This is a genomic window from Streptomyces sp. CCM_MD2014 (assembly GCF_000772045.1).
Classification (GTDB): Bacteria; Actinomycetota; Actinomycetes; order Streptomycetales; family Streptomycetaceae; genus Streptomyces; species Streptomyces salinarius.
Genome location: NZ_CP009754.1, coordinates 6,564,547 through 6,590,038 on the forward strand (window position 1 = coordinate 6,564,547; position 25,492 = coordinate 6,590,038).

Annotated in this window: 20 protein-coding genes, 1 tRNA gene and 1 pseudogene; 7 read left to right on the forward strand and 15 right to left on the reverse strand. The window is 70.6% G+C overall.

Going from position 1 to position 25,492, the window contains the following annotated elements; genetic code table 11:
• Positions 1 to 8: 8 nt before the first annotated feature.
• Positions 9 to 929, reverse strand: a complete 921-nt coding sequence (locus tag NI25_RS29160) for a chitosanase (RefSeq protein ID WP_061445296.1) — start codon at positions 927 to 929, stop codon at positions 9 to 11.
• A 13-nt stretch (positions 930 to 942) separates the two neighbouring features.
• Positions 943 to 1,878 carry a rhomboid family intramembrane serine protease gene (locus NI25_RS29165; RefSeq protein WP_061445297.1) on the reverse strand — a complete coding sequence of 312 codons (936 nt, stop codon included), beginning with the start codon at positions 1,876 to 1,878 and terminating at the stop codon, positions 943 to 945.
• Positions 1,879 to 2,032: 154 nt separating this feature from the next.
• On the opposite strand from NI25_RS29165, the gene NI25_RS29170 reads away from it, so the two are divergent.
• Positions 2,033 to 2,758 (forward strand): vWA domain-containing protein, encoded by a 726-nt coding sequence (locus NI25_RS29170; RefSeq protein ID WP_199561044.1) that lies wholly within the window; start codon positions 2,033 to 2,035, stop codon positions 2,756 to 2,758.
• Between the two features lie 19 nt (positions 2,759 to 2,777).
• On the opposite strand, the gene NI25_RS29175 is transcribed toward NI25_RS29170, so the two are convergent.
• Both NI25_RS29175 and NI25_RS29180 read right to left on the reverse strand, forming a co-directional pair.
• Positions 2,778 to 3,413 (reverse strand): SIMPL domain-containing protein, encoded by a 636-nt coding sequence (locus NI25_RS29175; RefSeq protein WP_061445299.1) that lies wholly within the window; start codon positions 3,411 to 3,413, stop codon positions 2,778 to 2,780.
• Positions 3,414 to 3,452: 39 nt separating this feature from the next.
• Positions 3,453 to 4,352, reverse strand: a complete 900-nt coding sequence (locus NI25_RS29180) for a hypothetical protein (RefSeq protein ID WP_061445300.1) — start codon at positions 4,350 to 4,352, stop codon at positions 3,453 to 3,455.
• Between the two features lie 136 nt (positions 4,353 to 4,488).
• Here NI25_RS29180 and NI25_RS29185 point away from each other — a divergent pair, with 136 nt between their 5' ends.
• The 4 genes from NI25_RS29185 (at position 4,489) to NI25_RS29200 (ending at position 10,406) form a co-directional block, all read left to right on the forward strand.
• Positions 4,489 to 4,839 (forward strand): chorismate mutase, encoded by a 351-nt coding sequence (locus NI25_RS29185; protein WP_061445301.1) that lies wholly within the window; start codon positions 4,489 to 4,491, stop codon positions 4,837 to 4,839.
• Between the two features lie 128 nt (positions 4,840 to 4,967).
• Complete coding sequence (gene pepN, locus NI25_RS29190) at positions 4,968 to 7,466, forward strand: aminopeptidase N (protein WP_061447151.1); 2,499 nt, start codon at positions 4,968 to 4,970, stop codon at positions 7,464 to 7,466.
• Positions 7,467 to 7,638: 172 nt separating this feature from the next.
• Positions 7,639 to 8,997, forward strand: coding sequence for a pyridoxal phosphate-dependent decarboxylase family protein (locus tag NI25_RS29195; protein ID WP_061445302.1), 1,359 nt, complete (start codon positions 7,639 to 7,641; stop codon positions 8,995 to 8,997).
• Positions 8,994 to 10,406 carry a lysine N(6)-hydroxylase/L-ornithine N(5)-oxygenase family protein gene (locus NI25_RS29200; RefSeq protein ID WP_061445303.1) on the forward strand — a complete coding sequence of 471 codons (1,413 nt, stop codon included), beginning with the start codon at positions 8,994 to 8,996 and terminating at the stop codon, positions 10,404 to 10,406. Before NI25_RS29195 ends, NI25_RS29200 begins: the two co-directional genes overlap by 4 nt.
• A gap of 30 nt (positions 10,407 to 10,436) precedes the next feature.
• On the opposite strand, the gene NI25_RS29205 is transcribed toward NI25_RS29200, so the two are convergent.
• Positions 10,437 to 12,251, reverse strand: a complete 1,815-nt coding sequence (locus NI25_RS29205) for a bifunctional metallophosphatase/5'-nucleotidase (protein WP_061445304.1) — start codon at positions 12,249 to 12,251, stop codon at positions 10,437 to 10,439.
• Between the two features lie 214 nt (positions 12,252 to 12,465).
• Here NI25_RS29205 and pyk point away from each other — a divergent pair, with 214 nt between their 5' ends.
• Positions 12,466 to 13,902 (forward strand): pyruvate kinase, encoded by a 1,437-nt coding sequence (pyk, locus tag NI25_RS29210; RefSeq protein WP_061445305.1) that lies wholly within the window; start codon positions 12,466 to 12,468, stop codon positions 13,900 to 13,902.
• A 430-nt stretch (positions 13,903 to 14,332) separates the two neighbouring features.
• Here the strand turns inward: pyk and NI25_RS29215 are convergent.
• Positions 14,333 to 14,416: transfer RNA gene (locus tag NI25_RS29215), tRNA-Leu, on the reverse strand.
• Positions 14,417 to 14,514: 98 nt separating this feature from the next.
• On the opposite strand from NI25_RS29215, the gene NI25_RS29220 reads away from it, so the two are divergent.
• Entirely contained in the window at positions 14,515 to 15,171 is a 657-nt protein-coding gene (locus NI25_RS29220) for an ANTAR domain-containing response regulator (RefSeq protein WP_061445306.1), read from the forward strand.
• A 77-nt stretch (positions 15,172 to 15,248) separates the two neighbouring features.
• Here NI25_RS29220 and NI25_RS29225 read toward each other — a convergent pair whose 3' ends face one another.
• From NI25_RS29225 to NI25_RS29265, 9 genes and pseudogenes are all read right to left on the reverse strand, one after another.
• Positions 15,249 to 15,965: an ABC transporter ATP-binding protein gene (locus NI25_RS29225; protein ID WP_061445307.1), complete on the reverse strand. Its 717-nt coding sequence runs from the start codon at positions 15,963 to 15,965 to the stop codon at positions 15,249 to 15,251.
• On the reverse strand, positions 15,962 to 16,912 hold the full coding sequence (locus NI25_RS29230) for an ABC transporter ATP-binding protein (protein ID WP_061445308.1): 951 nt from the start codon (positions 16,910 to 16,912) through the stop codon (positions 15,962 to 15,964). The genes NI25_RS29225 and NI25_RS29230 overlap by 4 nt, the downstream gene beginning before the upstream one ends.
• A gap of 5 nt (positions 16,913 to 16,917) precedes the next feature.
• Positions 16,918 to 18,744 (reverse strand): branched-chain amino acid ABC transporter permease, encoded by a 1,827-nt coding sequence (locus tag NI25_RS29235; RefSeq protein ID WP_061445309.1) that lies wholly within the window; start codon positions 18,742 to 18,744, stop codon positions 16,918 to 16,920.
• 5 nt (positions 18,745 to 18,749) lie between these two features.
• Entirely contained in the window at positions 18,750 to 19,682 is a 933-nt protein-coding gene (locus tag NI25_RS29240) for a branched-chain amino acid ABC transporter permease (protein WP_061445310.1), read from the reverse strand.
• Between the two features lie 117 nt (positions 19,683 to 19,799).
• The gene (locus NI25_RS29245) at positions 19,800 to 21,038 is read right to left on the reverse strand and encodes a branched-chain amino acid ABC transporter substrate-binding protein (RefSeq protein ID WP_061445311.1); all 1,239 of its coding nucleotides are present in this window, start codon (positions 21,036 to 21,038) and stop codon (positions 19,800 to 19,802) included.
• 287 nt (positions 21,039 to 21,325) lie between these two features.
• Positions 21,326 to 21,921 (reverse strand): annotated as a pseudogene (locus NI25_RS29250) (Tat pathway signal sequence domain protein).
• On the reverse strand, positions 21,918 to 22,163 hold the full coding sequence (locus NI25_RS40375; protein WP_233520785.1) for a hypothetical protein: 246 nt from the start codon (positions 22,161 to 22,163) through the stop codon (positions 21,918 to 21,920). Before NI25_RS40375 ends, NI25_RS29250 begins: the two are co-directional and overlap by 4 nt.
• A 422-nt stretch (positions 22,164 to 22,585) precedes the next feature.
• The gene (locus NI25_RS29260) at positions 22,586 to 23,074 is read right to left on the reverse strand and encodes a PaaI family thioesterase (RefSeq protein WP_061445313.1); all 489 of its coding nucleotides are present in this window, start codon (positions 23,072 to 23,074) and stop codon (positions 22,586 to 22,588) included.
• A 96-nt stretch (positions 23,075 to 23,170) separates the two neighbouring features.
• A complete protein-coding gene (locus NI25_RS29265) occupies positions 23,171 to 25,450 on the reverse strand; it encodes an FdhF/YdeP family oxidoreductase (protein WP_061445314.1) in 2,280 nt (759 codons plus the stop codon).
• Positions 25,451 to 25,492: the final 42 nt, after the last annotated feature.

The window sequence follows — 25,492 nt, forward strand, 5'->3', positions numbered from 1 at the left end:
TCGCATGCTCAGGGCACCCGGTAGGTGTCCCCGTACATCTCCCACACCAGCGGCGTCTCCAGCTCCATGTTCCCGGCCGCGAGGAACCGGCGCTGGGCCGTGTCGACGCGGGAGGTGTCGATGCCCGGGCGCTTGGCCTGCATGGCCTGCTTCCGGACGTCCAGGAAGGTCTCCAGGTAGGCCTTCTCGGAGCCCCCCTGGCCCGGCGTCTTCGCCTCGGCCATGGCCCGCTCGCGCAGCCCGTAGAAGCCCTCGGCGTCCGTGTCGGGGCCGTGGAAGACCATCGCGTCGTAGTAGACGAACTGGCCCAGCGTGCCCAGGCCGTCCAGCTTGGCCAGCCGCACCGCCGGTTCGAAGTAGACCCGGTCGCGCTCCGCCTCCTGCGCCTCCCGGAACGCCGGGACCTCGGCCTCCGCCCGCCAGGCCGCCGTGAAGCCCGGGTCCAGGCCCTCGTGGGAGTCGCTGCCGTCCACCTTGCGCAGGGCGGGCAGGTACTTCGCGAGGCCGTTGTCCGGGTGGGCCTCGGAGTAGCGCTCGACCAGCATGAGCAGGTCGTGGGTGCCGGTGCAGAAGCCGATGATGCCCGCCGTGTACCCGTCGCCGTCGCCGACGTCCTCGATGCTGCCGTAGGCGGTGCGCCACTTCGTGGTCGAGTTCTCTGCGCTGGACACGAGCTGCTGGGCCAGCTCCTTCTTCGCCGGCGCGGCCAGCCCCGGCGGCAGGTCGGCGATGAGCGCGTCGTCCGCCTCGCGTTCCTCCTCGGCCCGGTCCTTGGCGTCGTCGCGGGCCGACCTGGCGGTGGCCGGGGACGACGAGGACGCGGAGGACGCGGTGTCCGCCGAGCCGGCCGAATCGTCCGGCACGGCGAGGTACACGCCCGCGGCGATCACGGGAAGGGCCCCGAGGAACAGCACTCCGACACGTTTCACAGGGGGACACCTCTCATAGGGGAACACTTCCGCCGGTCAGTTCCGACACCTTCACCGCCGCCGTCACCACCAGCAGCACCACCAGCCCGGCCCCCGTCCCGGCCTGCACCGCCACCCGGCGTCCGTCCCGGGGCGCGTAAGCGTAGGCCAGGGCCAGCGCACCGCCCACCAGCAGGCCCCCGAGATGACCCTGCCACGAGGTGAACCAGGCGGACACCACCAGCCACAGCAGCAGCCCGGCCGCGAAACGGCCGGCCCGCCCCCTTACGGCGCCCAGCCTGCGGTGCAGCACGTAGTACGCGGCCCCCACCCCGAAGACCGCACCGGACGCGCCGACCGAGACCTGTCCGGGATCGGCGAGGACCAGCTCCAGGACGGAACCGCCGAGCGCCGACAGCAGATACAGGACGGCGAACCGCACCCGGCCGAGCATCAGCTCCACCACCCGCCCCAACTGCCACAGCACGACCATGTTCAGCGTGATGTGCACCAGCCCGAACGTGTCCTCGAAGGGCGACCGGTGCAGGAAAGCGCCGGTCAGCAGCCGCTCCCACTCGCCCCCGGCGACACCTTCCCACCGCAGCGGCCCGGGGCTCAGGAAGACGCCGCCGCCGGCCAGAGGGGTGCCGTCGGGACCGATCAGCCGCGAACCCACCATGGCGAACCGGTCGACGAGCCCCGGCCGCACCAGCACCGCCAGGTACGCCAGCACGTTCAGCGCGAACAGCACGTACGTCACCACGGGCGTCGTCGAGATCCGGCCCCCGACGAGGGTCCGGGCCTGCCGCACCGGCCGCGTCCCCTCCCTCACGCACTCCGGACACCGGTGGCCGACGGGCGCCTCGCGCATGCAGTCGGGGCAGACGTACCGCTCGCAGCGGGTGCAGCGGACGTGACATTCCACCGCGGGATGGCGGTAGCAGGTGGTGGCGGTGGACTCGGAATCCACGGAGGCCGGCTCCTCGGGACGAGCGGACGGTGAGCCGGTGGGGACGGCGGCGAACAAAATAGCGAATGCCGGTGGACCGGCCGGGAGGCGGGGTGCGCCGTGCCGTACCCTCGGCACCCGGATGCCGCAGAGCAACAGTGACGGGGGAGTCCGCATGGCCGCGATCAGTCTCACCAAGGTGCGGGAGAGCGCGCCCGCGCTGGTCGATCTGTACAAGACCGCCGGGGTGTCGCTCACCAAACACGGCATGGACGGGACCCGGGCGGCCGTCTACCTCGTCGTCGACTACCCCGGCTCGATGAAGCCCTACTACAAGGACGGCAGCGTACAGGCGCTCGCCGACCGCGTGCTGAGCCTGTCCGCCCACCTCGACGACGACGGCACCGTGCCCGTGGTGTTCTTCTCCACCGACGTCGACGCCGTCACCGAGATCGCGCTCACCGACCACCAGGGGCGGATCGAGCAGATCGTGTCCGGCCTCGGCCACATGGGCAAGACCAGCTACCACCTGGCCATGGACGCCGTCATCGACCACTACCTCGACAGCGGCTCCCGCCACCCGGCCCTGGTCGTCTTCCAGACCGACGGCGGCCCGATCAACCGGCTCGCCGCCGAGCGGTACCTGTGCAAGGCGGCGCCACTGCCGCTGTTCTGGCAGTTCGTCGGCTTCGGCGACCCGGACAGCCGCCAGTTCGACTACCTGCGCAAGCTCGACGAACTCGCGGTGCCCGGCAAGCGCGTCGTCGACAACGCCGGCTTCTTCCACGCCGGCCGCGACCCCCGCGAGGTCACCGACGCCGACCTCTACGACCGGCTGGTGGGCGAGTTCCCCCAGTGGCTGGCGGCCGCACGCGCCCAGGGCATCGTGCGGCCCGCCTGAGAACGTCCGGACGCGGAGGTCAGTGCGTCAGGGAGAAACCCAGCACCACACCCGCCGACACCTGCACGGCCCCCGGCGCCAGGTCACCGGCCGCACCGGCGTCCGCCCGGCCGTGACCCCGGTACTGGACGAAGTTCTCCGCGTCCACGTCCTGGATGTGCACCACCGGGCCCAGCCGCACGCCCGCCGCCTCCGTGTACACCTCGGCCTTGCGCCGGGCGGCGGCCACCGCCCTGCGACGGGCCTCGTCCCGCAGCTCCGACTTGTCCCGCACGTCGAACTCGACGTGGTCGATCCGGTGCGCCCCCGCGTCGACCGCGTCCACGATCAGCTGCTGGAGGTCGTCCAGCGCCTCCGTCTCCACGGAGTACGAGGCCGAGCAGCGATACCCGAGGAACTTCTGCTCGGGTCCATAACCGTCGTACTGGGAAGTGAGCCTGAGCCGGGAGCCCGAGACCGAGGTGTCCGGTATCCCGTGCCGCCGCAGCGCCTCACGCAGCCGTGACACCGCCGCCCCCGCCTGCTGGAAGGCCCGGTCCGGCGACGGCTCCAGCATGTCCACGCCCAGCTTCACCCGTACCAACTGCGGCGCCATCCGCACGCTGCCCGCACCGAACACACTGAGCCCCCAGGGCTCGCTGATCGTCTCCGTCATGTGCGGTATTGAAGCAGCACCCCCGTGCCGCGGCCCCGATCACGTGTCGCACTCCAGCACCGTCCGGCACAGCCCGCACCGCGCCCGCACCCGACCCCGCACCGGCACCCTGATCCGCTGGTGACACGTCGGACACGGGAACGACACCCGCAGCTGCCCCGGAGCCTGAGCCGTGAACGCGTACGCGTCGCCGTCCGCCGCCGGACCGGCCGCGTGCGGGTCCTGCGCGTGGCGGCGGTCCCGGGCGTAGCGGCGGCGGCCCGCCCAGCCGGCCGCCGTCAGCGGCGGCTGCCGCTCGTCCCGCCGCGCCCGCTCCAGCCCCCTGCCGTACGCCGTGTACGCCTGCGGACTGGTGAACCACACCGACGGATCCTCCCCGAACACCAGCGCCCGCTTGGCCAGCACGTAGCCGAACTCCTCCGGCGTCAGATACCCCAGCTTCTGCGAGGACGCCCCGTCCTCCCGGTAGGCGTCCAGGAGCAGCCAGCCCGCGCCCAGGTACGTCGCCGCCGTGTCGGTCAGGATCTCGTTGGCCCGGGTGCCCGGGAAGGACAGGTCCAGACGGTGCAGGTAGACGTGCATCACCTCGTGCGCGAGCGCCGCCCCGATGTCCCGGCGATGCGTGCGGAAGCGGTCGTTCAGCTCGATGAAGTACTCCGGTCCCGCCGTCAGTTCCACGTTCGCCGCGTGCGTCATCTCGCGGAAGGAGACGATCATGCGGGCGTCCGGCAGCCGGTAGTGCCGCACCAGCTCACGGGCCACCCGCTGCGCACCCAGATACAGGTCGTCCGTGTCGCAGAACGCCACGTCCACCGGGGCCACACTGGCCGAGAACGTCCGCACGGTGTCGTACGACAGCCGCCGGTACAGCGCCGTGACCGCCTCCCGCACCGTCTCCAGGTGCGGGAACCCGTGCTCGACCGGTCCGCCGTTCGCCACGCCCTACCCCCAAGACGCCTGAACCCTGCTCCCTGAGTCCTGCTCGTCCCACTGTAGGACCGCACGGGAGCCGCGCGGCGTTCAGCGCCTGAGACGGTCTGCGACAGCCCGGCCGGCGCCCGTAGGGTGTGCGCCCATGACCACCAGCAACACCGGTACCGGTGCCGTCGAACCCGCCGTCCGCGAGGAGCTGGCCCGGCTGCGGGACAGCATCGACAACATCGACGCGGCCGTCGTCCACATGCTCGCCGAGCGCTTCAAGTGCACCCAGCAGGTCGGCCACCTCAAGGCCCGCCACCGGCTGCCGCCCGCCGACCCGGCCCGCGAGGCCCGGCAGATCGCCCGGCTGCGCGCCCTCGCCGAGAGCGCCAAACTCGACCCCGCGTTCGCCGAGAAGTTCCTGAACTTCATCGTCGCCGAGGTGATCCACCACCACGAGCGCATCGCCGAGAGCGACGGCACCGCCGCCGCACCGGCCACCGACTGAGACGGCCGCGCCCCCGCCCGCGGGGGCGCACGCCGGCAGAGCACGACGGCCGGCGCGGCGGAGCGGACATACCGCGCGTACCGAACCGCCTCTGTGCCCTGCCCACCGCATCAGGCAGCATGTCGTGCATGTCCGTACTGACGCGCGACGAAGCGCAGACCCGTTCCCGGCTCCTCGACGTCCACCACTACGCGATCGACCTCGATCTCACCCGTGGGGACGAGACCTTCGACTCCCGCACCGTCATCCGGTTCACCGTCCGCGGCGACACCGACAGCACGGACACCTTCGTCGAGGTCAAGCCCGCGGAGCTGCGCACCGTCACCCTGGACGGACACCCCCTCGACCCGGCCGCGCTCGACGAGAACCGGCTGGCCCTGAAGAACCTCGCCCCCGGCGAGCACGAACTGCGCGTCGACGCCGCCATGCGCTACTCCCGCACCGGCGAGGGCATGCACCGCTTCACCGACCCCACCGACGGCGAGACCTACGTCTACACCCAGCTCTTCCTCGACGACGTCCAGCGCGTCTACGCCGCCTTCGACCAGCCCGACCTCAAGGCCGTCTTCGACCTCACCGTCACCGCCCCCGAGGGCTGGACCGTCCTTGCCAACGGCATCACCGAGCACACCGGTGACGGCCGCTGGAAGGCCGCCACCACCCCGCTGATCTCCACCTACCTCGTCGCCGTCGCCGCCGGCCCCTGGCACTCGGTACGCACCGAGCACCGCGGCCTGCCCTTCGGCATCCACTGCCGCCGCTCCCTCGCCCCGCACCTGGACGCCGACGCCGACGAACTCCTCGACGTCACCCGCGCCTGCTTCGACCGCTACCACGAGAAGTTCACCGAGCCCTACCCGTTCGACTCCTACGACCAGGCGTTCGTCCCCGAGTTCAACGCCGGCGCCATGGAGAACCCCGGCCTCGTCACCTTCCGCGACGAGTTCGTCTTCCGCTCCGCCGTCACCGAGACCCAGCGCCAGACCCGCGCCATGGTCATCGCCCACGAGATGGCCCACATGTGGTTCGGCGACCTCGTCACCCTGCGCTGGTGGGACGACATCTGGCTGAACGAGTCCTTCGCCGAGTACATGGGCTACCAGACCACCGCCGAGGCCACCCGCTTCACGGACACCTGGACCGACTTCGGCGTCACCCGCAAGGCCTGGGGCTACGACGCCGACCAGCGCCCCTCCACCCACCCCGTCGCCCCCGAGGACGTCCAGGACACCGCCTCCGCCCTCCTCAACTTCGACGGCATCTCCTACGCCAAGGGTGCCTCCGCCCTGCGCCAGCTCGTCGCCTGGCTCGGCGAGAAGGACTTCCTGGCCGGCATCAACACCCACTTCGAACGGCACAAGTTCGCCAACGCCTCCCTCGCCGACTTCATCGACTCCCTCGCCGCCGCCACCGACCGCGACGTCCACGCCTGGGCCGACGCCTGGCTGCGCACCACCGGCGTCGACACCCTCACCCCGAGCATCACCGGCGACAACGGCAGCCGCGCCCTCACCGTCCACCGCACCGGCGAACGCCCCCACCGCATCGCCGTCGGCCTCTACGACCAGGACCCGGGCGAGGAGGGCCGCCTCACCCCGCGCGAACGCCTCGACATCGACGTCCCCCAGGACGGACCCCGGCCCATCGGCAAGCTCCCGGCCCTCGTCGTCCTCAACGACGGCGACCTGAGCTACGCCAAGATCCGCTTCGACGCCGGCTCCTTCCACGCCGTCCGCGAGAGCCTGTCCGGCCTGCCCGACCCGCTCACCCGGGCCGTCGTCTGGAACGCCCTCAGGGACGCCGTCCGCGACGGCGAACTCCCCGCCGCCACCTACCTCGACATCGCCCGCACCCACCTCCCGCACGAGACCGACCTCGCCCTCGTCGACGGCGTCCTCGCCTTCGCCGCCGGCCAGGTCGCCGACCGCTACGTCACCCCCCGGCAGCGGCCCGCCGCCCTCAACACCCTCGCCGAGCTGTGCCGCGACCTCATCCGCCGCACCGAGGACGGCGACCACCCCGGCCTGCGCCTGATCGCCGTACGCCACCGCATCTCCACCGCCGCCCACCCCGACACCATCGCCGCCTGGCTCGCCGACGGCACCGTCCCCGGCGGACCCGAACTCGACCCCGAGCTGCGCTGGCGCATCCTCACCCGGCTCGCCGTCCTCGGCGCCACCGACGAGGCCGCCATCGCCGCCGAGCTGGCGAACGACCCGAGCGCCACCGGCCAGGAAGGCGCCGCCCGCTGCCGCGCCGCGCTGCCCGACGCCGAGGCCAAGGCCCGCGCCTGGGACGCCATGTTCGCCTCCGACGACCTCTCCAACTACCTGTTCACCGCCACCGCGCAGGGCTTCTGGCAGCCCGAACAGGCCGACCTCGTGGCCGGCTACGTACCGCGCTACTACACCGAGGCCGTCGCCCTCGCCGCCCGCCGCGGGCCCGCCATCGCCGACGCCGCCGGGCGCTGGGCCTTCCCGGCCCACGCCGTCGACGCCGACACCCTCCGCCTCGGCCAGGAGTGCCTCGCCGGCGCCGACCCCATCCCCGCCCTGCGCCGCAAGCTCACCGACCAACTCGACGACCTGGCCCGCGCCCTGCGGGTACGGGAGGCGAACACCGACTGAGCGCGGACGCGGCCGGCCCCCTCTCCGGCGGGGCGGGGGAGCGGACCGGCCGCGAGGCCCGGTGACGGGCCGCCGGGATACCCCTTTCGGGTTGGATCACTGAGCTGTCCGGGCGCACACGCATCCATGCGTACAAGCTGGAACCCCAGTCCCCGTGCCCCAAGGACCGCTCATGGGCCTGCCGCCCCTCGCCTCGGGCCCGCACGGCACCGACGCCCTGCGACCCCTGCTCGACACCGTGCTCGACGCCCTGCGCACCGGCACGGCCGCACGCGGCGGCCCGCTCCCCGCGGGCGGCCCCGACGCCGTCGCCGCCCGGGTGGCCGACGCGGCCGGCGACATCCTGCCCGACCGCGGCGACCCCGACGCGCTCCGCACCCTGGTCACCGCGCTCGCCGAAGGCGCCGCCGACCCCGCCCACCCCCTGTGCGCCGCCCACCTGCACGCCCCGCCACTCGCCGTCGCGGCCGCCGCCGACCTCGCCGCGAGCGTCCTCAACCCCTCCCTCGACTCCTGGGACCAGGCACCCGCCGCCTCCGCCCTGGAAGCCCTCGTCACCCGCGCCCTCGCCCGCGAGGCCGGCGCCGCCGACGCCCTCGTCACCACCGGCGGCACCGAGTCCAACCAACTCGCCGTCCTGCTCGCCCGCGAGAGGCGCGGCGCCCACCTGCGGCTGGTCCACGGCGAGAACGCCCACCACTCCCTGCCCCGCGCCGCCCGGCTCCTCGGCCTGCCCGACCCCGTCGTCGTCCCCGCCCCCGCCGGCACCCTCGACCCCGCCGCCCTCGACGAGGCACTCACCCAGGTCCCCGGACCCCACCTCGTCGCCGCCACCGCCGGCACCACCGACACCGGGCTCATCGACCCGCTCCCCGACATCGCCGACCGCTGCGCCGCCCACGCCGCCCGCCTCCACGTCGACGCCGCCTACGGCGCGGGCCTCCTCTTCAGCGAACGGCACCGCCCACGACTCGCGGGACTGGAGGCCGCCGACACCGTCGCCCTCGACCTGCACAAACTCGGCTGGCAGCCGATCCCCGCCGGCCTCCTCACCCTCACCGACACCGACGACCTCGCCGCCCTCCACCACCGCGCCGACTACCTCAACGCCGACGACGACACCGACGCCGGACTCCCCGACCTCCTCGCACGCTCCCCGCGCACCAGCCGCCGCCCCGACATCCTCAAAGCCGCCGTCACCCTCAAAACCCTGGGCCGCACCGGACTCGGCGCCCTCGTCGACACCGTCTGCGCCCTCGCCCACGACTTCGCCGGCCTGGTCGAAGAACACCCCGGGTTCCTGCTGCACACCCCACCCGCCATCAGCACGGTCCTGTTCCGGCCCGCGGGCGCCACCGACGACACCGTCGCCGCCGTACGCCGCACCCTGCTCACCACCGGCCGCGCCGTCCTCGGCCGCGCCCGCGCCGACGGCCGGCTCTGGCTCAAGGCGACCCTCCTCAACCCCCACACCCGACCGGAGGACCTCGCCGCCCTCCTGACCCTCGTGGAAGGACACACCCCCCGATGAACACCACCCCGCACCCCGCCCACGACACCCCCCGCGACCTCGTCGGCATCGGCATCGGCCCCTTCAACCTCTCCCTCGCCGCCCTCGCCGATCCCCTCACCGGCCTCGACACCGTCTTCTACGAACAGCGACCCGACTTCCGCTGGCACCCCGGTCTGCTCATCGACGGCGCACGCGTCCAAGTGCCCTTCCTCGCCGACCTCGTCACCCTCGTCGACCCCACCAGCCCCTGGAGCTTCCTCAACCACCTCCGCGCCAGAGAACGCCTCTTCCCCTTCTACTTCGCCGAACGCTTCCACATCGAACGCGCCGAATACGACGCCTACTGCCGCTGGGTCGCCGACAACCTGCCCGCCCTCCGCTTCCACCACCAGGTCGACGCCGTCCGCTGGAACCCCGAACGCGACCTCTTCGAGGTCGACTACACTCAACTCGACGCCGACGGAGAGGCCGAGGCCCTCGGCCGCACCCACACCCGCAACGTCGTCCTCGGCGTCGGCACCGAACCCCACGTCCCCGACCCGCTCAGACCCCTCGTCGACGACCCGGCCGTCCCCGTCGTCCACGCCGCCGACTACCTCCGCCACCGCGACACCCTCCAGGCCGCCGGACACGTCACCGTCATCGGCACCGGCCAGTCCGGCGCCGAGATCTTCCTCGACCTGCTCCGCCGGCGCCCCACCGGCCGCGAACGCCTGCACTGGCTCGGCCGCACCGAAGCACTCGCCCCCATGGAGTACTCCAAGCTCGGCCTGGAACACTTCACCCCCGACTACACCCGCTACTTCCACAACCTGGCCGAACCCGTCCGCGACCGCCTCGTCGCCGCCCAGTGGCAGCTCCACAAGGGCATCGACGCCGACACCACCGCCGCCATCCACGACGAGCTCTACCACCGCACCCTCGACGGCGGCTGGCCCGACACCACCCTCACCCCCGGCGTCCACGTCCGCACCGCCGGCCGCATCGGCGCCACCCAGATCGAACTCCACCTCGAACACGAACAGCAGAAAACCCGCTCCCGCCTCACCACCGACGCCGTCGTCCTCGCCACCGGCCACCGCGAACGCCCCCTCGGCCGCCTCCTCGCCGGCCTCGACCCCTACATGCGGCGCGACAACCGCGAACGCCCCCGCGTCGACGACCGCCACCGCCTCGTCCTCGACCCCTGCGTCACCGGTCACGTCTACGTCCAGAACGCCGAGACGCACACCCACGGCGTCGGCACCCCCGACCTCGGCCTCGCCGCCTGGCGCAGCGCCACCATCCTCAACGACCTCACCGGACAAGAGCCCTATCCGCTGCCCGGCCGCACCGCCTTCACCACCTTCGGCCTGGAAGACGGCCGGCCCCAGATCCCGTCCGCACGCCACCACCGGGAACTCACCCCACTGGCGGACGGAATCTGAGGCCGCCTCACATGCTCCGCACACCGCAGGTCAGAACACGGGCACGCCGTCCCGCGTCAGCACCCAGTCCACGGACGCGAAGTCCTTCGGGTCCAGCACACCCTTCTCCGTGGCCCACTCCGCGATCCGCGTACGGATCTCCGTCGACTCCGACCACAGCTCCTTCGCCGACGCCACGTGCGGAAACGCGCCGCCCCCATTGGCCCGGTAGTTGTTCACCGCCAGCACGAACTGCTGCGCGTCGTCCAGCGGAGCACCGCCGTACGTGAGGTTCTTGATCCGCGAACCGGCCGCCTGCGCCACGTCGATCTCGTACTTCAGCCCCGACACGTAGTCGTAGTTGTAATCCGGGCGGCCGTTGGCGTTGGTCAGCTTCTCCACGTCCACCGGCGCACCGGCCGCCGTCCGCACGTAGTACTCCGCCGAGTACTCCAGGTACGCCCGCACCTGCGCACCCGTCAGCAGCTTCGCGACCAGCGTGTTGTCGTACACGTACAGACTCGACAGATCCCGGATCGTCACGTCGCCCGCCGGGATCTGCGAGGTCCGCGAGAACGGCGACGCCTGCGCCAGGACCGGCAGCGCGGCGTACTCCGTGCCCGCCAGCGCCGCCTTGACCACGTCCTCCTGCACCTTCGTGATCAGGTCGATGATCGGGGCGTCCTTGTACCGCGCCTCCACCGTCGTCAGCGTCTCGGTGGCGGTGCCGACGACCTGGTTGACGTACGCCACGACCTTCGCGTGCTCGTCCGCCAGCAGCTTCGTGATCCGCGGATCGTCCTCGACCGTGTTGGAGTCGCGCAGCGACGCCTTCACCGACTCCACGTGCCAGCGGCCCCGCTCGAAGACCAGCTCGAAGTCGAACAGGGTCAGCCGCTCGGCGTAACACAGCGGCTCCGACAGCACGACCGTCTTCCCGGTCTCCTCGTTGACGACCTTCAGCTCCGCGATCTCCTCGTGCGCGTGCCCCACCAGGATCGCGTCGATGCCCGGCACCTGCCGCGCCACGTTGGCCGCCGCGTTCTCGACGTACGGCACCTGGTCGCCGTAGGAGGACGTGCCCGACGAGCCCGAGTGCGCCGAGACGACCACCACGTCCGCGCCCATCGAACGCAGCTTCGGCACCCACTTGGCCGCCTGCTCCTCCAGACCCGGGAAGGCCAGCTTCCCCTGCACGTACGCCTTGTCCCAGATCGCGATCCCCGGGTTGGTCAGCCCCAGCACCGCCACCTTCACCGGCGGCGCGCCCTTCACCCGGAACGTCTTCATGAAGTACGGCGGGAAAGCCGGCTTCAGCGTCTTCGCGTCCACCGCGTTCGCGCCGAGCAGGGGGAAGTCGCACTGCTCCTCGAACCGGCGCAGCGTCTCGATCCCGTAGTTGAACTCGTGGTTGCCGAGGGCCACGGCGTCGTAGCCGATGGCATTCATCGCCTGCGCCATCGGATGCACCGGGCCGCCCTCGGCGGTGATCGGGTCCACCTTCGCGTAGTAGTACGTCAGCGGGGTGCCCTGGATGGTGTCGCCCGCGTCCACCAGCATCGTGTTGTGGCGGCCCCTCTCCTCACGCACCCGGTTCACCAGGGTGGAGATCCGGCCGAGGCCCTGCGCGTTGCCCGCCGCGTCCGTGTACTCGGCGTCCTTGAAGTAGTCCCAGTTGAAGACGTGCCCGTGCAGGTCGGTGGTGCCGAGCACGGTCAGCGCATACCGCTTGGGCTTCCCGCCCTTGCGCCCCTGGTACGCGGGGGCCGCCGCCTCGGCCGCCGGAGCCGCCGCCGCGCCGGCCAGCGCGACACCCGCCCCCGTCACAGCGGACCTGCTCAGGAATGTACGGCGGTTCAACGGCATGACTGACTCTCCTCGGAGACCCGTGCAAACAGTGGCAACGCGCGTAGATTCTGTCCTGAACATGTCTCCTGTCAAGAGGTGCGGCCCCACCCGAATGCTCATCAGAGCACCCCGCCGCACAATTCAACACTTGTCAATACCCCTTCACTCAAAGGATGTTGAGTGGTCACGCGCAACCAATTCGCTACCCGGCAGTAAGTCATAGGCTCGACCCATGCGCCGAGCAAAGATCGTCTGCACCCTTGGGCCCGCCACCGACTCGTACGACCAGATCAAAGACCTGGTCGACGCCGGAATGGACATCGCCCGCTTCAACTTCAGCCACGGCACCCACGCCGAACACGAAGAGCGCTACCACCGGGTCCGCAAGGCGTCCGACGAAACCGGACGCAGCGTCGGCGCCCTCGCCGACCTTCAGGGTCCGAAGATCCGCCTCGGCCATTTCGGTGAAGGACCCGTACTCCTCGAACGCGGCGACACCTTCACCATCACCGTCGAAGAAGGCGTCGAAGGCGACCGCCACACCTGCGGCACCACCTACGCCGGCCTCGCCGAAGACGTCACCCCCGGCGAACGCGTCCTCGTCGACGACGGCAAAGTCTGCCTCGAGGTCACCGACGTCGACGGACCCCGCGTACGCACCAAGGTGATCGAAGGCGGCATGGTCTCCGACCACAAGGGCCTCAACCTCCCCGGCGTCGCGGTGTCCGTGCCCGCCCTGTCGAAGAAGGACGAGGACGACCTCCGCTGGGCGCTGCGGACCGGCTTCGACGTCATCGCCCTCTCCTTCGTCCGCAGCGGACGCGACATCCTCGACGTCCACCGCATCATGGACGAAGAGGGCCGCCGCCTCCCCGTCATCGCCAAGGTCGAGAAACCGCAGGCCGTCGAGAACATCGAGGACATCGTCGCCGCCTTCGACGGCATCATGGTCGCCCGCGGCGACCTCGGCGTCGAAATGCCCCTCGAACAGGTCCCGATCGTCCAGAAGCGCGCCGTCAAACTCGCCAAGCGCAACGCCAAGCCGGTCATCGTCGCCACCCAGATGCTCGACTCGATGATCGACAACGCCCGCCCCACCCGCGCCGAGGCCTCCGACGTCGCCAACGCCGTCATCGACGGCACCGACGCCGTCATGCTCTCCGGCGAGACCAGCGTCGGCAAGCACCCCACCGACACGGTCCGCACCATGGCCCGCATCGTCGAAGCGGCCGAAGAGGACATCCTCGCCAAGGGGCTCCCCCCGCTGACCGAACGCAACAAGCCCCGCACCCAGGGCGGCGCCGTCGCCCGCGCCGCCGCCGAGATCGGCGACTTCCTCGGCGCCAGGTTCCTGGTCGCCTTCACCCAGTCGGGCGACACCGTCCGCCGCCTCTCCCGCTACCGCTCGCCCATCCCCCTGCTCGCCTTCACCCCCGAACCGGCGACCCGCTCCCAGCTCAGCCTGACCTGGGGCGTGGAGACCTTCCTCGGCCCGCACGTGGACTCCACGGACGCGATGGTCGACCAGGTGGACGAGCTGCTCACCCGCTACGGACGCTGCGAGAAGGGCGACGTCGTGGTCATCACGGCGGGCTCGCCGCCGGGGGTGTCGGGCACGACCAACCTGGTGCGGGTGCACCACATCGGGGAGGACGACGGGCCCAGGTAGTCAGTACTCGGGGCCGACGTGCGCGTCCATGAGGGCTACGGAGGCTTTGCGGGCTACGGAGAAAGATCGACAGGTGGTGCTGACTGGTCTTCGAGACGATGTGGCCGTCGCCGAGGTGCAGGCCCGGCAGGTAGGCATACGCCACTTTGCCGAACTGGCGCCCCGTACACCGTGGGCAATCGGTTGGGTGCCGGTACATCTCGCCGCGCGCTTTGCGGTCCTCACATCGCCACCAGCCCACGGTCCCGCGCGGGACATTGGGCTGGGCGGCAACTACACGGTGGGGACCCCCTGATTCATGAGAGCGACAGCGTGTGCGCCGACCGAAGGACTGTGCTATTCCATGGCAACACACTGAGTTAATCGCGGTCACTCAGGGAATGAAAAAGCGGAAGATCACGCGAGTGTGATCCTCCGCTTTTGGTGTCTGTGCCGGGTACGGGACTCGAACCCGTATGTCCTTTCGAACAGATGTGTTTGAGACATCCGCGTATGCCAGTTCCGCCAACCCGGCCGGTCAGCCTTGAGGAGTGTACCGGTTCACCGCAGCCAGCCGCAGCTAGGTAGGCTCTCAGAAGCAGTACCGCCTGCCCCGGAACAAGGAGCGCCCACGTGACCGCCCCCGAGTCGCCCCAGCCCGCCGACGTGACCGACGACGACCAGTCGCACGTTCCTCCGCTGACGACCCGTGTCGTCATCGCCGAGGACGAGGCGCTCATCCGGCTGGATCTCAAAGAGATGCTGGAGGAGGAGGGGTACTCCGTCGTCGGCGAGGCCGGTGACGGTGAGCAGGCCGTCGAGCTGGCCCGGGAGCACAAGCCCGACCTGGTCATCCTGGACGTGAAGATGCCCAAGCTGGACGGCATCTCCGCGGCCGAGAAGATCGCCGAGGAGAGCATCGCGCCGGTGTTGATGCTGACCGCGTTCTCGCAGCGCGACCTGGTGGAGCGGGCCCGGGACGCCGGGGCGATGGCGTATCTGGTGAAGCCGTTCAGCAAGAGCGACGTCGTGCCGGCGATCGAGATGGCCGTCTCGCGGTTCACCGAGCTGAAGGCGCTGGAGAAGGAGGTCGCCGACCTCAGCCAGCGGCTGGAGACCCGCAAGCTGGTGGACCGTGCCAAGTCGGTGCTGCAGACGGAGTACGGTCTGACCGAGCCGGCCGCCTTCCGGTGGATCCAGAAGACCTCGATGGACCGGCGGATGTCGATGCAGCAGGTGGCCGAGGCGGTCATCCAGGACGCCGAGGAGAAGAAGGCGTCCAAGGGCTGAGACCTTGAAATGCGCGTGAGGCCCGCGTCCCCGTAGGGGGCGCGGGCCTCAGTCGTGGGGCGGTCCCGTCGGAGGCGTCAGTCCTCGCCGAGGTAGGCCTTGCGGACCGACTCGTCGTGGAGGAGGTCCTGGCCGCTGCCGGACAGGACGATGTTGCCGACCTCCATGACGTGGCCGTGGTCGGCCAGGGAGAGGGCGGCCTGGGCGTTCTGCTCGACGAGCAGGATGGTGGTGCCCTGGGACTTCAGCTCGGCGATGGTCGCCATGATCTTCTGCATCATGATCGGCGAGAGGCCCATGGAGGGTTCGTCGAGCATGAGCAGTTTGGGCTGGGACATCAGGGCGCGGCCCATGGCGAGCATCTGCTGCTCGCCGCCTGAGAGGGTGCCGGCGGCCTGCTTGCGGCGTTCCCCGAGGATGGGGAAGAGGTCGTAGGCGCGCTGGATGTCCTTCTCGATGCCGGCCCGGTCGCTGCGCAGGAAGGCGCCGAGGCGGAGGTTGTCCTCGATGGTCATGCGCGGGAAGATGTGCCGGCCTTCGGGCGAGTGGGCGAGCCCGAGGGAGACGATCTGGTGGGCGGGGACCTTCTTGAGGGACTTGCCGCCGAACCTGATCTGGCCGCCGACCGGCTTGAGCAGGCCGGACAGGGTGCGCAGGGTGGTGGTCTTGCCGGCGCCGTTGGTGCCGATGAGGGTGACGACCTCGCCGGCGTCGACCTTGAAGGAGATGCCTTTGACGGCTTCGATCTTGCCGTAGGCGACGCGGAGGTCCTCGACCTCGAGGAGTGCGGTCATCGGTCGTTCTCCTTGCCGGCCGCGGTGTCCGTGGTGGTGTCGGCCTCGGAGCTCTCGGGGGTGTCCGGGGCACTGGAGGCCTGGGCGGCTTCGGCGGCTTCCACCTCGGCGGCTTCGGCGGCGCCGGGGTCGTCGGCGAGGGGTTCGCCGAGGTAGGCGGCGACGACGCGTTCGTCGCCCTGCACGGTGGCGCTGTCGCCCTCGACGAGTTTCTCGCCCTGGACGAGGACGGCGACGCGGTCGCAGAGGTTGAAGATGAACCGCATGTCGTGCTCGATGACGAGGACGGCGATGCCCTTGTCGCGGATGGCGAAGACCAGTTCTTCGGTGGCCCGGGTCTCCTGCGGGTTCATGCCGGCGGTCGGTTCGTCCAGGAGCAGCAGTCCCGGTTCGCTGGCGAGTGCGCGGGCGATCTCGAGTTTGCGCTGTTCGCCGTAGGGGAGGTTGCGGGCGAGGTGGTCGGCTTTGGCGGACAGGCCGACGAACTCCAGGAGCTCGGTGGCGCGTTCGCGGGAGGCGGCCTCGGCGCGGTGGAAGCCGGGGCCGCGCAGGACGGCTGACCAGAAGCCTTCCTTGGTCCGGGTGTGCCGGCCGACGAGGACGTTTTCCAGGACGGTCATGTTGCCGAAGAGGCGGATGTTCTGGAAGGTGCGGGCGATGCCGGCGGCGGTCACCTTGAAGGACTTGGCGGGCAGGACCCGGCCCTTGTAGCGGACTTCGCCCTCGGTGGGGATGTAGAGGCCGGTGAGGCAGTTGAAGAAGGTGGTCTTGCCGGCGCCGTTGGGGCCGATGAGTCCGACGATCTCGCCGCTGTTGACGGTGAGGTCGACGCCGTTGACGGCGGTCAGTCCGCCGAAGCGCATGGTGACACCGCGGGCGTCGAGGATGGTGGTGCCGGGGGCCGGGGCGCCCGGTGCGGTGTCCTTGGTGGTGGTGTCGGTGGTCATGGTGGTCAGGCCCCTGTCTTGCTCAGGACTGCGGGCGCGTCGGCCTCTTCGTGGAACTCCAGCTTGCGGCGCCGGTTGGCGACGAGGCCCTCCGGGCGGAAGCGCATCAGCAGGACGAGTGCGAGTCCGAAGGCGAAGAGCTGGTAGTCGTCGAGGAATTGGAGCTTGTTGGGGATGAGGAACAGCAGTGCCGCGCCGATGAGCGGGCCGGCGATGGTGCCCATGCCGCCGAGGACGACGGCCGCGAGCAGGAAGGCCGAGTTGGGCGGTGTGGTGCCGGCGAAGAGGTACTGCTCGGGGGTGACGGTGTAGGTGACGTGGGCCTGGACGGTGCCGGCGAGTCCGGCGAGCGAGGCGCCGACGGCGAAGGCGATGAGTTTCACGCGGAAGCCGTTGATGCCCATGGCGAGCGCGGCGGTCTCGTCCTCGCGGATGGCGACCCAGGCGCGGCCGATGCGGGAGTCGCCGCTGCGTCGGAAGACGAGGACGACGACGGCTGTGATGATGAGCATCAGCAGGAAGTAGTTGGCGAATCGGCCGAGGGTGAAGCCGCCGATGTCGTGGGAGATCCCGAGGTCGAAGCCGAGGATTTTGAGGTCGGGGATGGACGAGATGCCGTTGGAGCCGTTGGTGACGTCGGGTCCCGAGGTGCCGTCCAGGTTGTTGGCGGTGATTCGGAAGATCTCACCGAAGCCGAGCGTCACGATGGCGAGGTAGTCGCCGCGCAGTCGCAGTGTGGGTGCGCCGATGAGGACGCCGAAGATCAGCGAGGCGGCGGCGCCGACGAGGACGGCGGCCCAGAAGGGCAGGTGCAGGTCGAAGGGCGAGCTGGGGGAGCCGGAGACCATGGAGGCGGCGTAGGCGCCGACGCCGAGGAAGGCGACGTAGCCGAGGTCGAGCAGGCCGGCGAGGCCGACGACGATGTTGAGTCCGAGGGCGACGGTGGCGAAGATCAGGATGTAGACGCCGAGGGTGGCGTACTGGTCGTCGGACTGGGTGAAGGGGAAGCAGGCCGCTGCGATGAAGGCGCCGCAGATGGTGATGTTCTGGTGCCGTGCGGTGATCTCGGTGGCGTGGCTGATCAGTCCGGAGCGGTGGAGTGCGGTGAAGCCGAAGCCGGAGACGATGAGGAAGCCGACGAAGAGTTCGTCGTACTCGGTGCCGATGCCGTAGGTGAAGACGAGCAGGGCCAGTGCGAGGACGGCGACGATGATGAGGATTTCGATGGAGGAGGGCAGGGCGCGTACGGGCCGGGGCTCTTTGGAGGCGAAGGCCGCGCGGATGGTCTGCCAGTTGTGCGAGCTGGTGTGCTTGAACTGGTCCCAGCCGGTGTCGTCGGGGTCGAACGGGTCGGGTTCGGGGCGTTCGAAGGGGAGGGCGAGTGCGCCGAGGAACGCGATGAGGGTGACGGCTGCGGCGATGTAGCCGCCGGGTTCGAGGTTGACGACGCCGCCGAGTTGGGCGCTGATCGCGATGATCGTGTACCAGGTGGTGGCGAAGGCGGCGAGTGCGGCGAACTTGAGTGCCGCGTCGGCGCCGGCGGGTGCGAGCCAGCCCAGTCCCTTGATGCCGTAGGAGGCGAGGCCGAAGAGGGTGGTGACGGCGCCGGCGATGAGTACCAGGACCTGGAGGCCGCCCGGGTAGCCGTAGACGGTGAGGTCGCCGGGGAACTCGGCGGTCCAGGTCCAGGCGAGGAAGGTGGAGACGACGGTGAGGATGCCGCCGCCGGTGGCGAGGGCGCGGCCGAGGTTCGCGGGTATGCCGATGAGGCCGGAGGTGTCGCCCTGGGCGGGGGCGCCGGTGTTCTTGGGTGCGGTGGTCTGTGTGGTCATCGGTGTCACGCCCTGTCCGCAACGCGTTCGCCGAGCAGGCCCTGTGGCCTGAACAACAGCACGAGGATGAGGAGGATGAAGGCCCAGACGTCGGACCAGGACTGGCTGCCGAACTTGTCGAGGCCGGGGATGTCGGCGATGTAGGCGGTGGCCAGGGTTTCGGCGACGCCGAGGACGACGCCGCCGATCATGGCTCCGTAGATGTTGCCGATGCCGCCGAGGACGGCTGCGGTGAAGGCCTTGAGGCCGAGGATGAAGCCCATCTTGAAGTCGATCTGGCCGTACTTGAGTCCGTTGGCCACGGCTCCGACGGCGGCGAAGACGGCGCCGAGGGCGAAGGCGACGACGATGATGCGGTCGGTGTTGACGCCCATCAGCTTGGCGGTGTCGGGGTCCTGTGCGGTGGCCTGCATGCCTCGTCCGGTGCGGGTGCGCATCACGAAGAAGCCGAGGATGGCCATGCTCACCGGGGCGGCGACGAACAGGAAGATGTCGCCGGTCTGGAGGGTGACGCTGCCGATGTGGAAGGGGCCGCCGTCGATCTGGGGGAAGGTCCTGGCCGATTTGGCTTCGGGGTACCAGGCCCATACCGCCTGCTGGAGGGCGAGGGAGAGGCCGATGGCGGTGATGAGGGGGGCGAGGCGGGGGGCGCCGCGCAGGGGGCGGTAGGCGAACCGTTCCGCCCCGACGGCGACGGCGACGGAGACGACCATGGCGCCGAGGAGCATCAGGGGCAGGGCGATCAGCATGGAGGTGCCGTCGGGCAGGATGTAGACGTAGACCGTGAGCGCGCCGAAGGCGCCGGTCATGAAGATCTCGCCGTGGGCGAAGTTGATGAGCTGGACAATGCCGTAGACCATTGTGTAGCCGATGGCGATCAGCCCGTACATGGATCCCAGTAGCAGGCCGTTGACCAGCTGCTGCGGCAGTTCGTTCACCGCATGTCCTCCGAGACTTTCGGATAATCGACGGATGTGGCCGGATGCGAGTCCGCGCGGGGCGCCTGTGGAACAGCGCCCCGCGCGGCTCGTGGGCTGTGGTGCGGGTGTCCGGGGTCAGCCGGTGAAGGTGCCGGACTTCACGGAGCCCCACGCACCGTTCTCGACGGCGTACACGGTGAGCTGCTTGTTGGTGGCGTCACCGAATTCGTCGAAGGAGACCTTGCCGGTCACACCGTCGAAGGAGACGTTCTGCATGGCGTCGACGACCTTGGCCCGTGCGTCGCTGGGGAGCTTCCCGTCGTTGGCCTCGACGACCTTCTTGACGGCCTCGATGATCGCCCAGGCGGAGTCGTAGGAGTAGCCGCCGTACGCCTCGTAGGCCTCCTTGTATCCCGCGGCCTTGTAGTTGGCGACGAATTCCTTGGCGGAGGGGAGTTCCTCGACCGGGGCGCCGACGGAGGTCGCGAGGTCGCCGTTGCCGCTGGCACCGGCGAGCTTGATGAAGTCGGCGCTGTAGATGCCGTCGCCGCCGACCAGCGGAATCTTGGCGCCGGCGGCCTTGATCTGCTTGCTGAGCGGTCCGGCCTGCGGGTATTCGCCGCCGTAGTAGACGACGTCGGCGCCGGAGTTCTTGACCTTGGTGGCGACCGCGTTGAAGTCCTTGGTGTCGGGGTTGATGTGCTCGGTGCCGACCACCTTGCCGCCGAGCTTCTTGAACTCTTCGGTGAAGGTGGCGGCGAGGCCGGCGCCGTAGGTCTTCTTGTCGTCGATGACGAAGACCTTGCGCTTCTTGGAGTCGTTGTAGACGTACTGTGCGGCGAACGGTCCCTGGATGGCGTCCGTGGTCGCGGTACGGAAGTACGACTTGTACGGCCGGACCTTCTTGGTCTGCCAGTCCACGCCCTGGGTGAGGGCGGGGTTGGTGTTGGCCGGGGAGACCTCGACGAGTTTGGCCGTGTCGAAGACCTTCTGCATGGACTCGCCGACGGAGGAGTTCAGCGGGCCGACGACGCCGAGGACCTTGTCGTTGGCGACGAACTTAGTGGCGTTCTGCTGGCCGACGGAGGGCTGGCCCTGGTCGTCGAGGGCTTCGACCTTGAAGGTGATGCCTTCGACGGTCTTCTCCTTGTTGGCGGTCTTGGCCGCGAGGTCCGCCGAGTTCTTGATGCCGAGGCCGAGCGCGGACAGGTCGCCGGTCAGCGGGGCGTCGACGCCGATGACGACGGTGGTGCCACCGCCGCCGTTGCCGGAGTCCGAGCCGCCGCCGTCGTCGTCGCGCGAGCCGCAGGCGGTGAGGGTGAGCGCTCCCGCCGCCAGAGCGGCGGTGATGGCGATGAGCGAACGTTGACGCACGATCAGTCCTTTCCCTGGCACGGCCGCTTCCCCGTGGAGGCGGTCGAGTCGAGCGCGGGGCCGAAATGACAATCCGACGGCGCGGTGACTGGCCGTGACTCTAAGCGTGTGTAGGGAAGGTGGAGGAGGGTCTGACTCAGGCTGTGACTCTCTTGTTATGACACCGGGTATTGCAGAGCGGTACTGGCTGGGAAGAAGGGCTGAATTCAGGCCGATTCGCCCTGTCCGCATGGTGAGAACCCGCAGGACCGACGGGGCGCGTTCAGGTGTCTGGGGCGTTTTGGTGATTACCCGGAATCGTTGCTGCAGGCGACCTCGAGGGTCCGGGAGAGGTCCTGCGCATAGCGCGTCCCCAGGATGAAACTGTGGGACTCTATTGCGCGCGCATTACGCAGCGTTACATCCAGGAAGGGAGTCCGGGATTCCGGGGTGCTTTTTCACATTCCGTCACCCGGAGCGTGACAATGATCTTGCGGGCCGAATGCGATTTTGTCTGGAAAGGTGCCGCGGGGGAGGAGGCCACCGACAGGCCGTCGTAGGGCTGGGTCAGCCGCGTCACGGTCACGGGCGGTCCCGACCGCACGCTGAGCAGCACCGTGAAGCTGAAGCCGCCGGCCGCGGTTGCCGGGGAGCCGGTCACGGGGGCCACGTATACGAGATCGATCGCCTGGGACGGGTACGGCGGCGGGGGAGCGGGGCGCGGCTGCGGCCGGCTCGCGCAGAGGTAGCCGCCGCCCGCCAGGACGGCGAGGGCGGCGGCGGAGGCGAGGACGGCCCGGCGGTGGCGCGCGTAGATCAGCGCGAGCCGTCCCCGCGGCCGGGGCGGCGGCGCCTCCTGGACGTGGGTGTCCTCGCCCGGTTCGACGGGGCCGATGCCGCTCATGACCGCCACGGGCCGCGGCTCGGGCCGCCGTCGCGGTATCCGTCGGTGCACGCCTGCCGTACCCGGCGCTCGGTCAACTCCCCAACTGCCCGGGCGCCTTGGTCCCGCTTCGCGGTCCGCGCCGCGTCCACGACCTCCCGCAGGATGTCGTACTGCCGGTTGGACAGTCCCATCGACTGATAGTCGCCGTAGGGCTCGCCGCCGTCCAGCATCTCGCGCGCCCAGTACCCGACGGCGCTCACGCACAACTCCGCGCCGGACATGGGCGGAGGGGTTCGCGGGAGCCCGGGCGAGGCGGAGGTGCCGGGCGTGCCACGGGCGGAACCGTCGCCTGAGTCACCGCAGTTGCCGCAGCCGGCGACCGCGACGGCCATGAGCAGCGTCAGTGCCGCCCGTCCCGGCCGGAGTGGTCCTCCCCGTCCCATGTTCCGACGCTATGGCGCGGGACGAGCGGGGGCAACGGCCCGGGCGCGGGTGCCCCGGGGCCCGGGCACCCGGGCGCCGACGTCTGTGCGGGTGCCTGCCGGTGGGCGGACGGCCGCCTCCGGATGTCCGGCCACGACCGGCACCGGTGCGCCGCCCGGCGCACCACACGCCGCCCGGCGCCACCGCCGCCGCACCGCAGGTGCGGCGCACACCACGGCCTGGGCGCCCGGCGTGGCGTTCAGCCCGCGGTGCCCGCCCCGGCCCCGCCGCCGGGGTTCGCGTCCCGCAGCAGACAGGTGAGCCGGGCGGTGCACACCCGGCGGTCCTGCTCGTCGCTGATCACGACCTCGTACGTCGCCGTCGAACGGCCCCGGTGCACCGGCGTGGCCACCCCGGTGACCAGGCCGGAGCGGACCCCGCGGTGGTGGGTGCAGTTCAGGTCGACCCCGACGGCGATCTTGGAGGCACCGCCGTGCAGCATCGAGCCGACCGAACCGAGCGTCTCGGCCAGCACGGCCGAGGCGCCGCCGTGCAGCAGTCCGTACGGCTGGGTGTTGCCCTCCACCGGCATGGTGCCGACGACCCGGTCCGCCGACGCCTCGACGATCTGGACGCCCATGCGTGTCCCCAGGTGCCCGGCGGAGAACAGCGCGGGCAGGTCGACGCCGAGCGCGGCGTACTCGTCGATGACCTCCTGCGGGAACTGCACCTGCTGCCGCTCGCCCATGGCCGGCTCCGTTTCGTCGATCCGTCTGTGTGCCGGCCGGCCGGTCGCGGTGACCGGCCGGCCGCTTGGTCAGGCTTGGCCTCGCTGAGCGAACGCTCAGTCGGTCGCCGATTGTTCCAGACGGACGACCACGGACTTGCTGGCCGGGGTGTTGCTGGTGTCCGCGGTGGCGTCCAGCGGCACCAGGACGTTGGTCTCCGGGTAGTACGCCGCCGCGCAGCCCCGGGCCGTGGGATAGTGCACGACGCGGAAGCCGGGCGCCCGCCGCTCCACCCCGTCCCGCCACTCGCTCACCAGGTCGACGTACGAGCCGTCCGCGACGTCCAGCTTCCGGGCGTCCTCCGGACTGACCAGCACGACGCGGCGGCCGTTCCTGATGCCCCGGTAGCGGTCGTCCAGGCCGTAGATCGTGGTGTTGTACTGGTCGTGCGAGCGCAGCGTCTGCAGCAGCAGCCGCCCCTCGGGCAGCTCGGGGAACTCGACCGGCGCGGCGGTGAAGTTGGCCTTCCCCGTGGCCGTCGGGAAGCGGCGCTCGTCGCGCGGGGCGTGCGGCAGGGCGAACCCGCCGGGACGCGCCACGCGCGCGTTGAAGTCCTCGAAGCCCGGCACGACCCGCCCGATGCGGTCGCGGATCGTCGCGTAGTCCTTCTCGAACTCCTCCCACGGCGTGCGGCTCTTCTCGCCCAGCACCCGGCGCGCCAGCCGGCACACGATCGCGGGCTCGGACAGCAACTGCGCGCTCGCGGGCTCCAGCCGCCCGCGCGAGGCGTGCACCATGCCCATGGAGTCCTCGACCGTCACGAACTGCTCGCCGCCCCCCTGGACGTCGCGCTCGGTGCGGCCCAGCGTCGGCAGGATCAGCGCCCGCGCACCCGTGACCGCGTGCGAGCGGTTGAGCTTCGTCGACACGTGCACGGTGAGCCGCGCGCGGCGCATGGCCGCCTCGGTGACCTCCGTGTCGGGGGAGGCGGAGACGAAGTTGCCGCCCATGGCGAAGAACACCTTCGCCTCGCCGTCGCGCAGCGCACGGATGGCCCGTACGACGTCGTAACCGTGCTCGCGCGGCGGTGCGAAGCCGAACTCCTTCTCGAGGGCGTCCAGGAACGCGGGCGCGGGCCGCTCGAAGATGCCCATCGTGCGGTCGCCCTGCACGTTCGAGTGGCCGCGCACCGGGCACACGCCCGCGCCGGGCCGGCCGATGTTGCCGCGCAGCAGCAGGAAGTTGACGACTTCGCGGATGGTGGGCACCGAGTGCTTGTGCTGCGTCAGGCCCATCGCCCAGCACACGATGGTGCGCTCGGAGGCGAGCACCATGCGCAGCGCTTCCTCGATCTCCGCGCGCGTGAGACCGGTCGCCGCGAGCGTCTCGTCCCAGTCGGCGGCGCGGGCGGCCGCGGCGAACTCCTCGTAGCCGTGCGTGTGTTCCGCGACGAACGCCTCGTCGACCGCGCCCTCGGTCTGGAGGATCAGCTTGTTGAGGAGCCGGAACAGGGCCTGGTCGCCGCCGAGGCGGATCTGCAGGAACAGGTCGGTGAGGGAGGCGCCCGCGGTGAGCCCCTTGGGGGTCTGCGGGTTCTTGAAGCGCTCGAGTCCGGCCTCGGGCAGCGGATTGACGCTGATGATCTTCGCGCCGTTCGCCTTGGCCTTCTCCAGGGCGGAGAGCATCCGCGGGTGGTTGGTGCCCGGGTTCTGGCCCGCCACGATGATCAGGTCGGACTTGTAGAGGTCCTCCAGCAGGACGCTGCCCTTGCCGACGCCGATGGTCTCGGACAGGGCCGAGCCGGACGACTCGTGGCACATGTTGGAGCAGTCCGGCAGGTTGTTGGTGCCCAGCTCGCGCGCGAAGAGCTGGTAGAGGAACGCCGCCTCGTTGCTGGTGCGTCCCGAGGTGTAGAAGACGGCCTCGTCCGGCGAGTCCAGCGCGGCGATCTCCTCCGCGACGATGCCGAAGGCACGCTCCCAGGTGACCGGCTCGTAGTGCTCGCCGCCCTCCGGCAGGTACACCGGGTGCGTGAGCCGGCCCTGCTGGCCCAGCCAGTAGCCGCTGCGGGTGGCGAGGTCGGCGACGGGGTGCGCGGCGAAGAACTCCGGGGTGACCCGGCGCAGGGTGGCCTCCTCGGCCACGGCCTTCGCGCCGTTCTCGCAGAACTCCGCCTTGTGCCGGTGGTCGCCCTCCGGCCAGGCACAGCCCGGGCAGTCGAAGCCGTCCTTCTGATTGACGCGCAGGAGCGTCAGCGCCGTCCGCTTCACACCCATCTGCCGCTGCGCCACCCGCAAGGTGTGGCCGATCGCCGGGATGCCCGCCGCCGCGTGCTGGGGCTCCGTAACCTGCGGCGCGTCCTGAACCGGATCACCCTTGGGCGGCTTGGTCGCCATCGCGCGCTCCTTCGCTTACGCGTTGTGAACTAGGTCTCCGAT

Bases quoted from the DNA above. Each gene is read 5' to 3' on its own strand.
- NI25_RS29195 (WP_061445302.1), top strand. From the start codon at position 7,639: ATGGGCCTGCCGCCCCTCGCCTCGGGCCCGCACGGCACCGACGCCCTG.
- NI25_RS29175 (WP_061445299.1), bottom strand. From the start codon at position 3,413: ATGACGGAGACGATCAGCGAGCCCTGGGGGCTCAGTGTGTTCGGTGCG.
- NI25_RS29235 (WP_061445309.1), bottom strand. From the start codon at position 18,744: ATGACCACACAGACCACCGCACCCAAGAACACCGGCGCCCCCGCCCAG.
- NI25_RS29265 (WP_061445314.1), bottom strand. From the start codon at position 25,450: ATGGCGACCAAGCCGCCCAAGGGTGATCCGGTTCAGGACGCGCCGCAG.
- NI25_RS29230 (WP_061445308.1), bottom strand. From the start codon at position 16,912: ATGACCACCGACACCACCACCAAGGACACCGCACCGGGCGCCCCGGCC.
- NI25_RS29170 (WP_199561044.1), top strand. From the start codon at position 2,033: ATGGCCGCGATCAGTCTCACCAAGGTGCGGGAGAGCGCGCCCGCGCTG.
- NI25_RS29200 (WP_061445303.1), top strand. From the start codon at position 8,994: ATGAACACCACCCCGCACCCCGCCCACGACACCCCCCGCGACCTCGTC.
- pyk (WP_061445305.1), top strand. From the start codon at position 12,466: ATGCGCCGAGCAAAGATCGTCTGCACCCTTGGGCCCGCCACCGACTCG.
- pepN (WP_061447151.1), top strand. From the start codon at position 4,968: ATGTCCGTACTGACGCGCGACGAAGCGCAGACCCGTTCCCGGCTCCTC.
- NI25_RS29260 (WP_061445313.1), bottom strand. From the start codon at position 23,074: ATGGGCGAGCGGCAGCAGGTGCAGTTCCCGCAGGAGGTCATCGACGAG.
- NI25_RS29185 (WP_061445301.1), top strand. From the start codon at position 4,489: ATGACCACCAGCAACACCGGTACCGGTGCCGTCGAACCCGCCGTCCGC.
- NI25_RS29205 (WP_061445304.1), bottom strand. From the start codon at position 12,251: ATGCCGTTGAACCGCCGTACATTCCTGAGCAGGTCCGCTGTGACGGGG.
- NI25_RS29225 (WP_061445307.1), bottom strand. From the start codon at position 15,965: ATGACCGCACTCCTCGAGGTCGAGGACCTCCGCGTCGCCTACGGCAAG.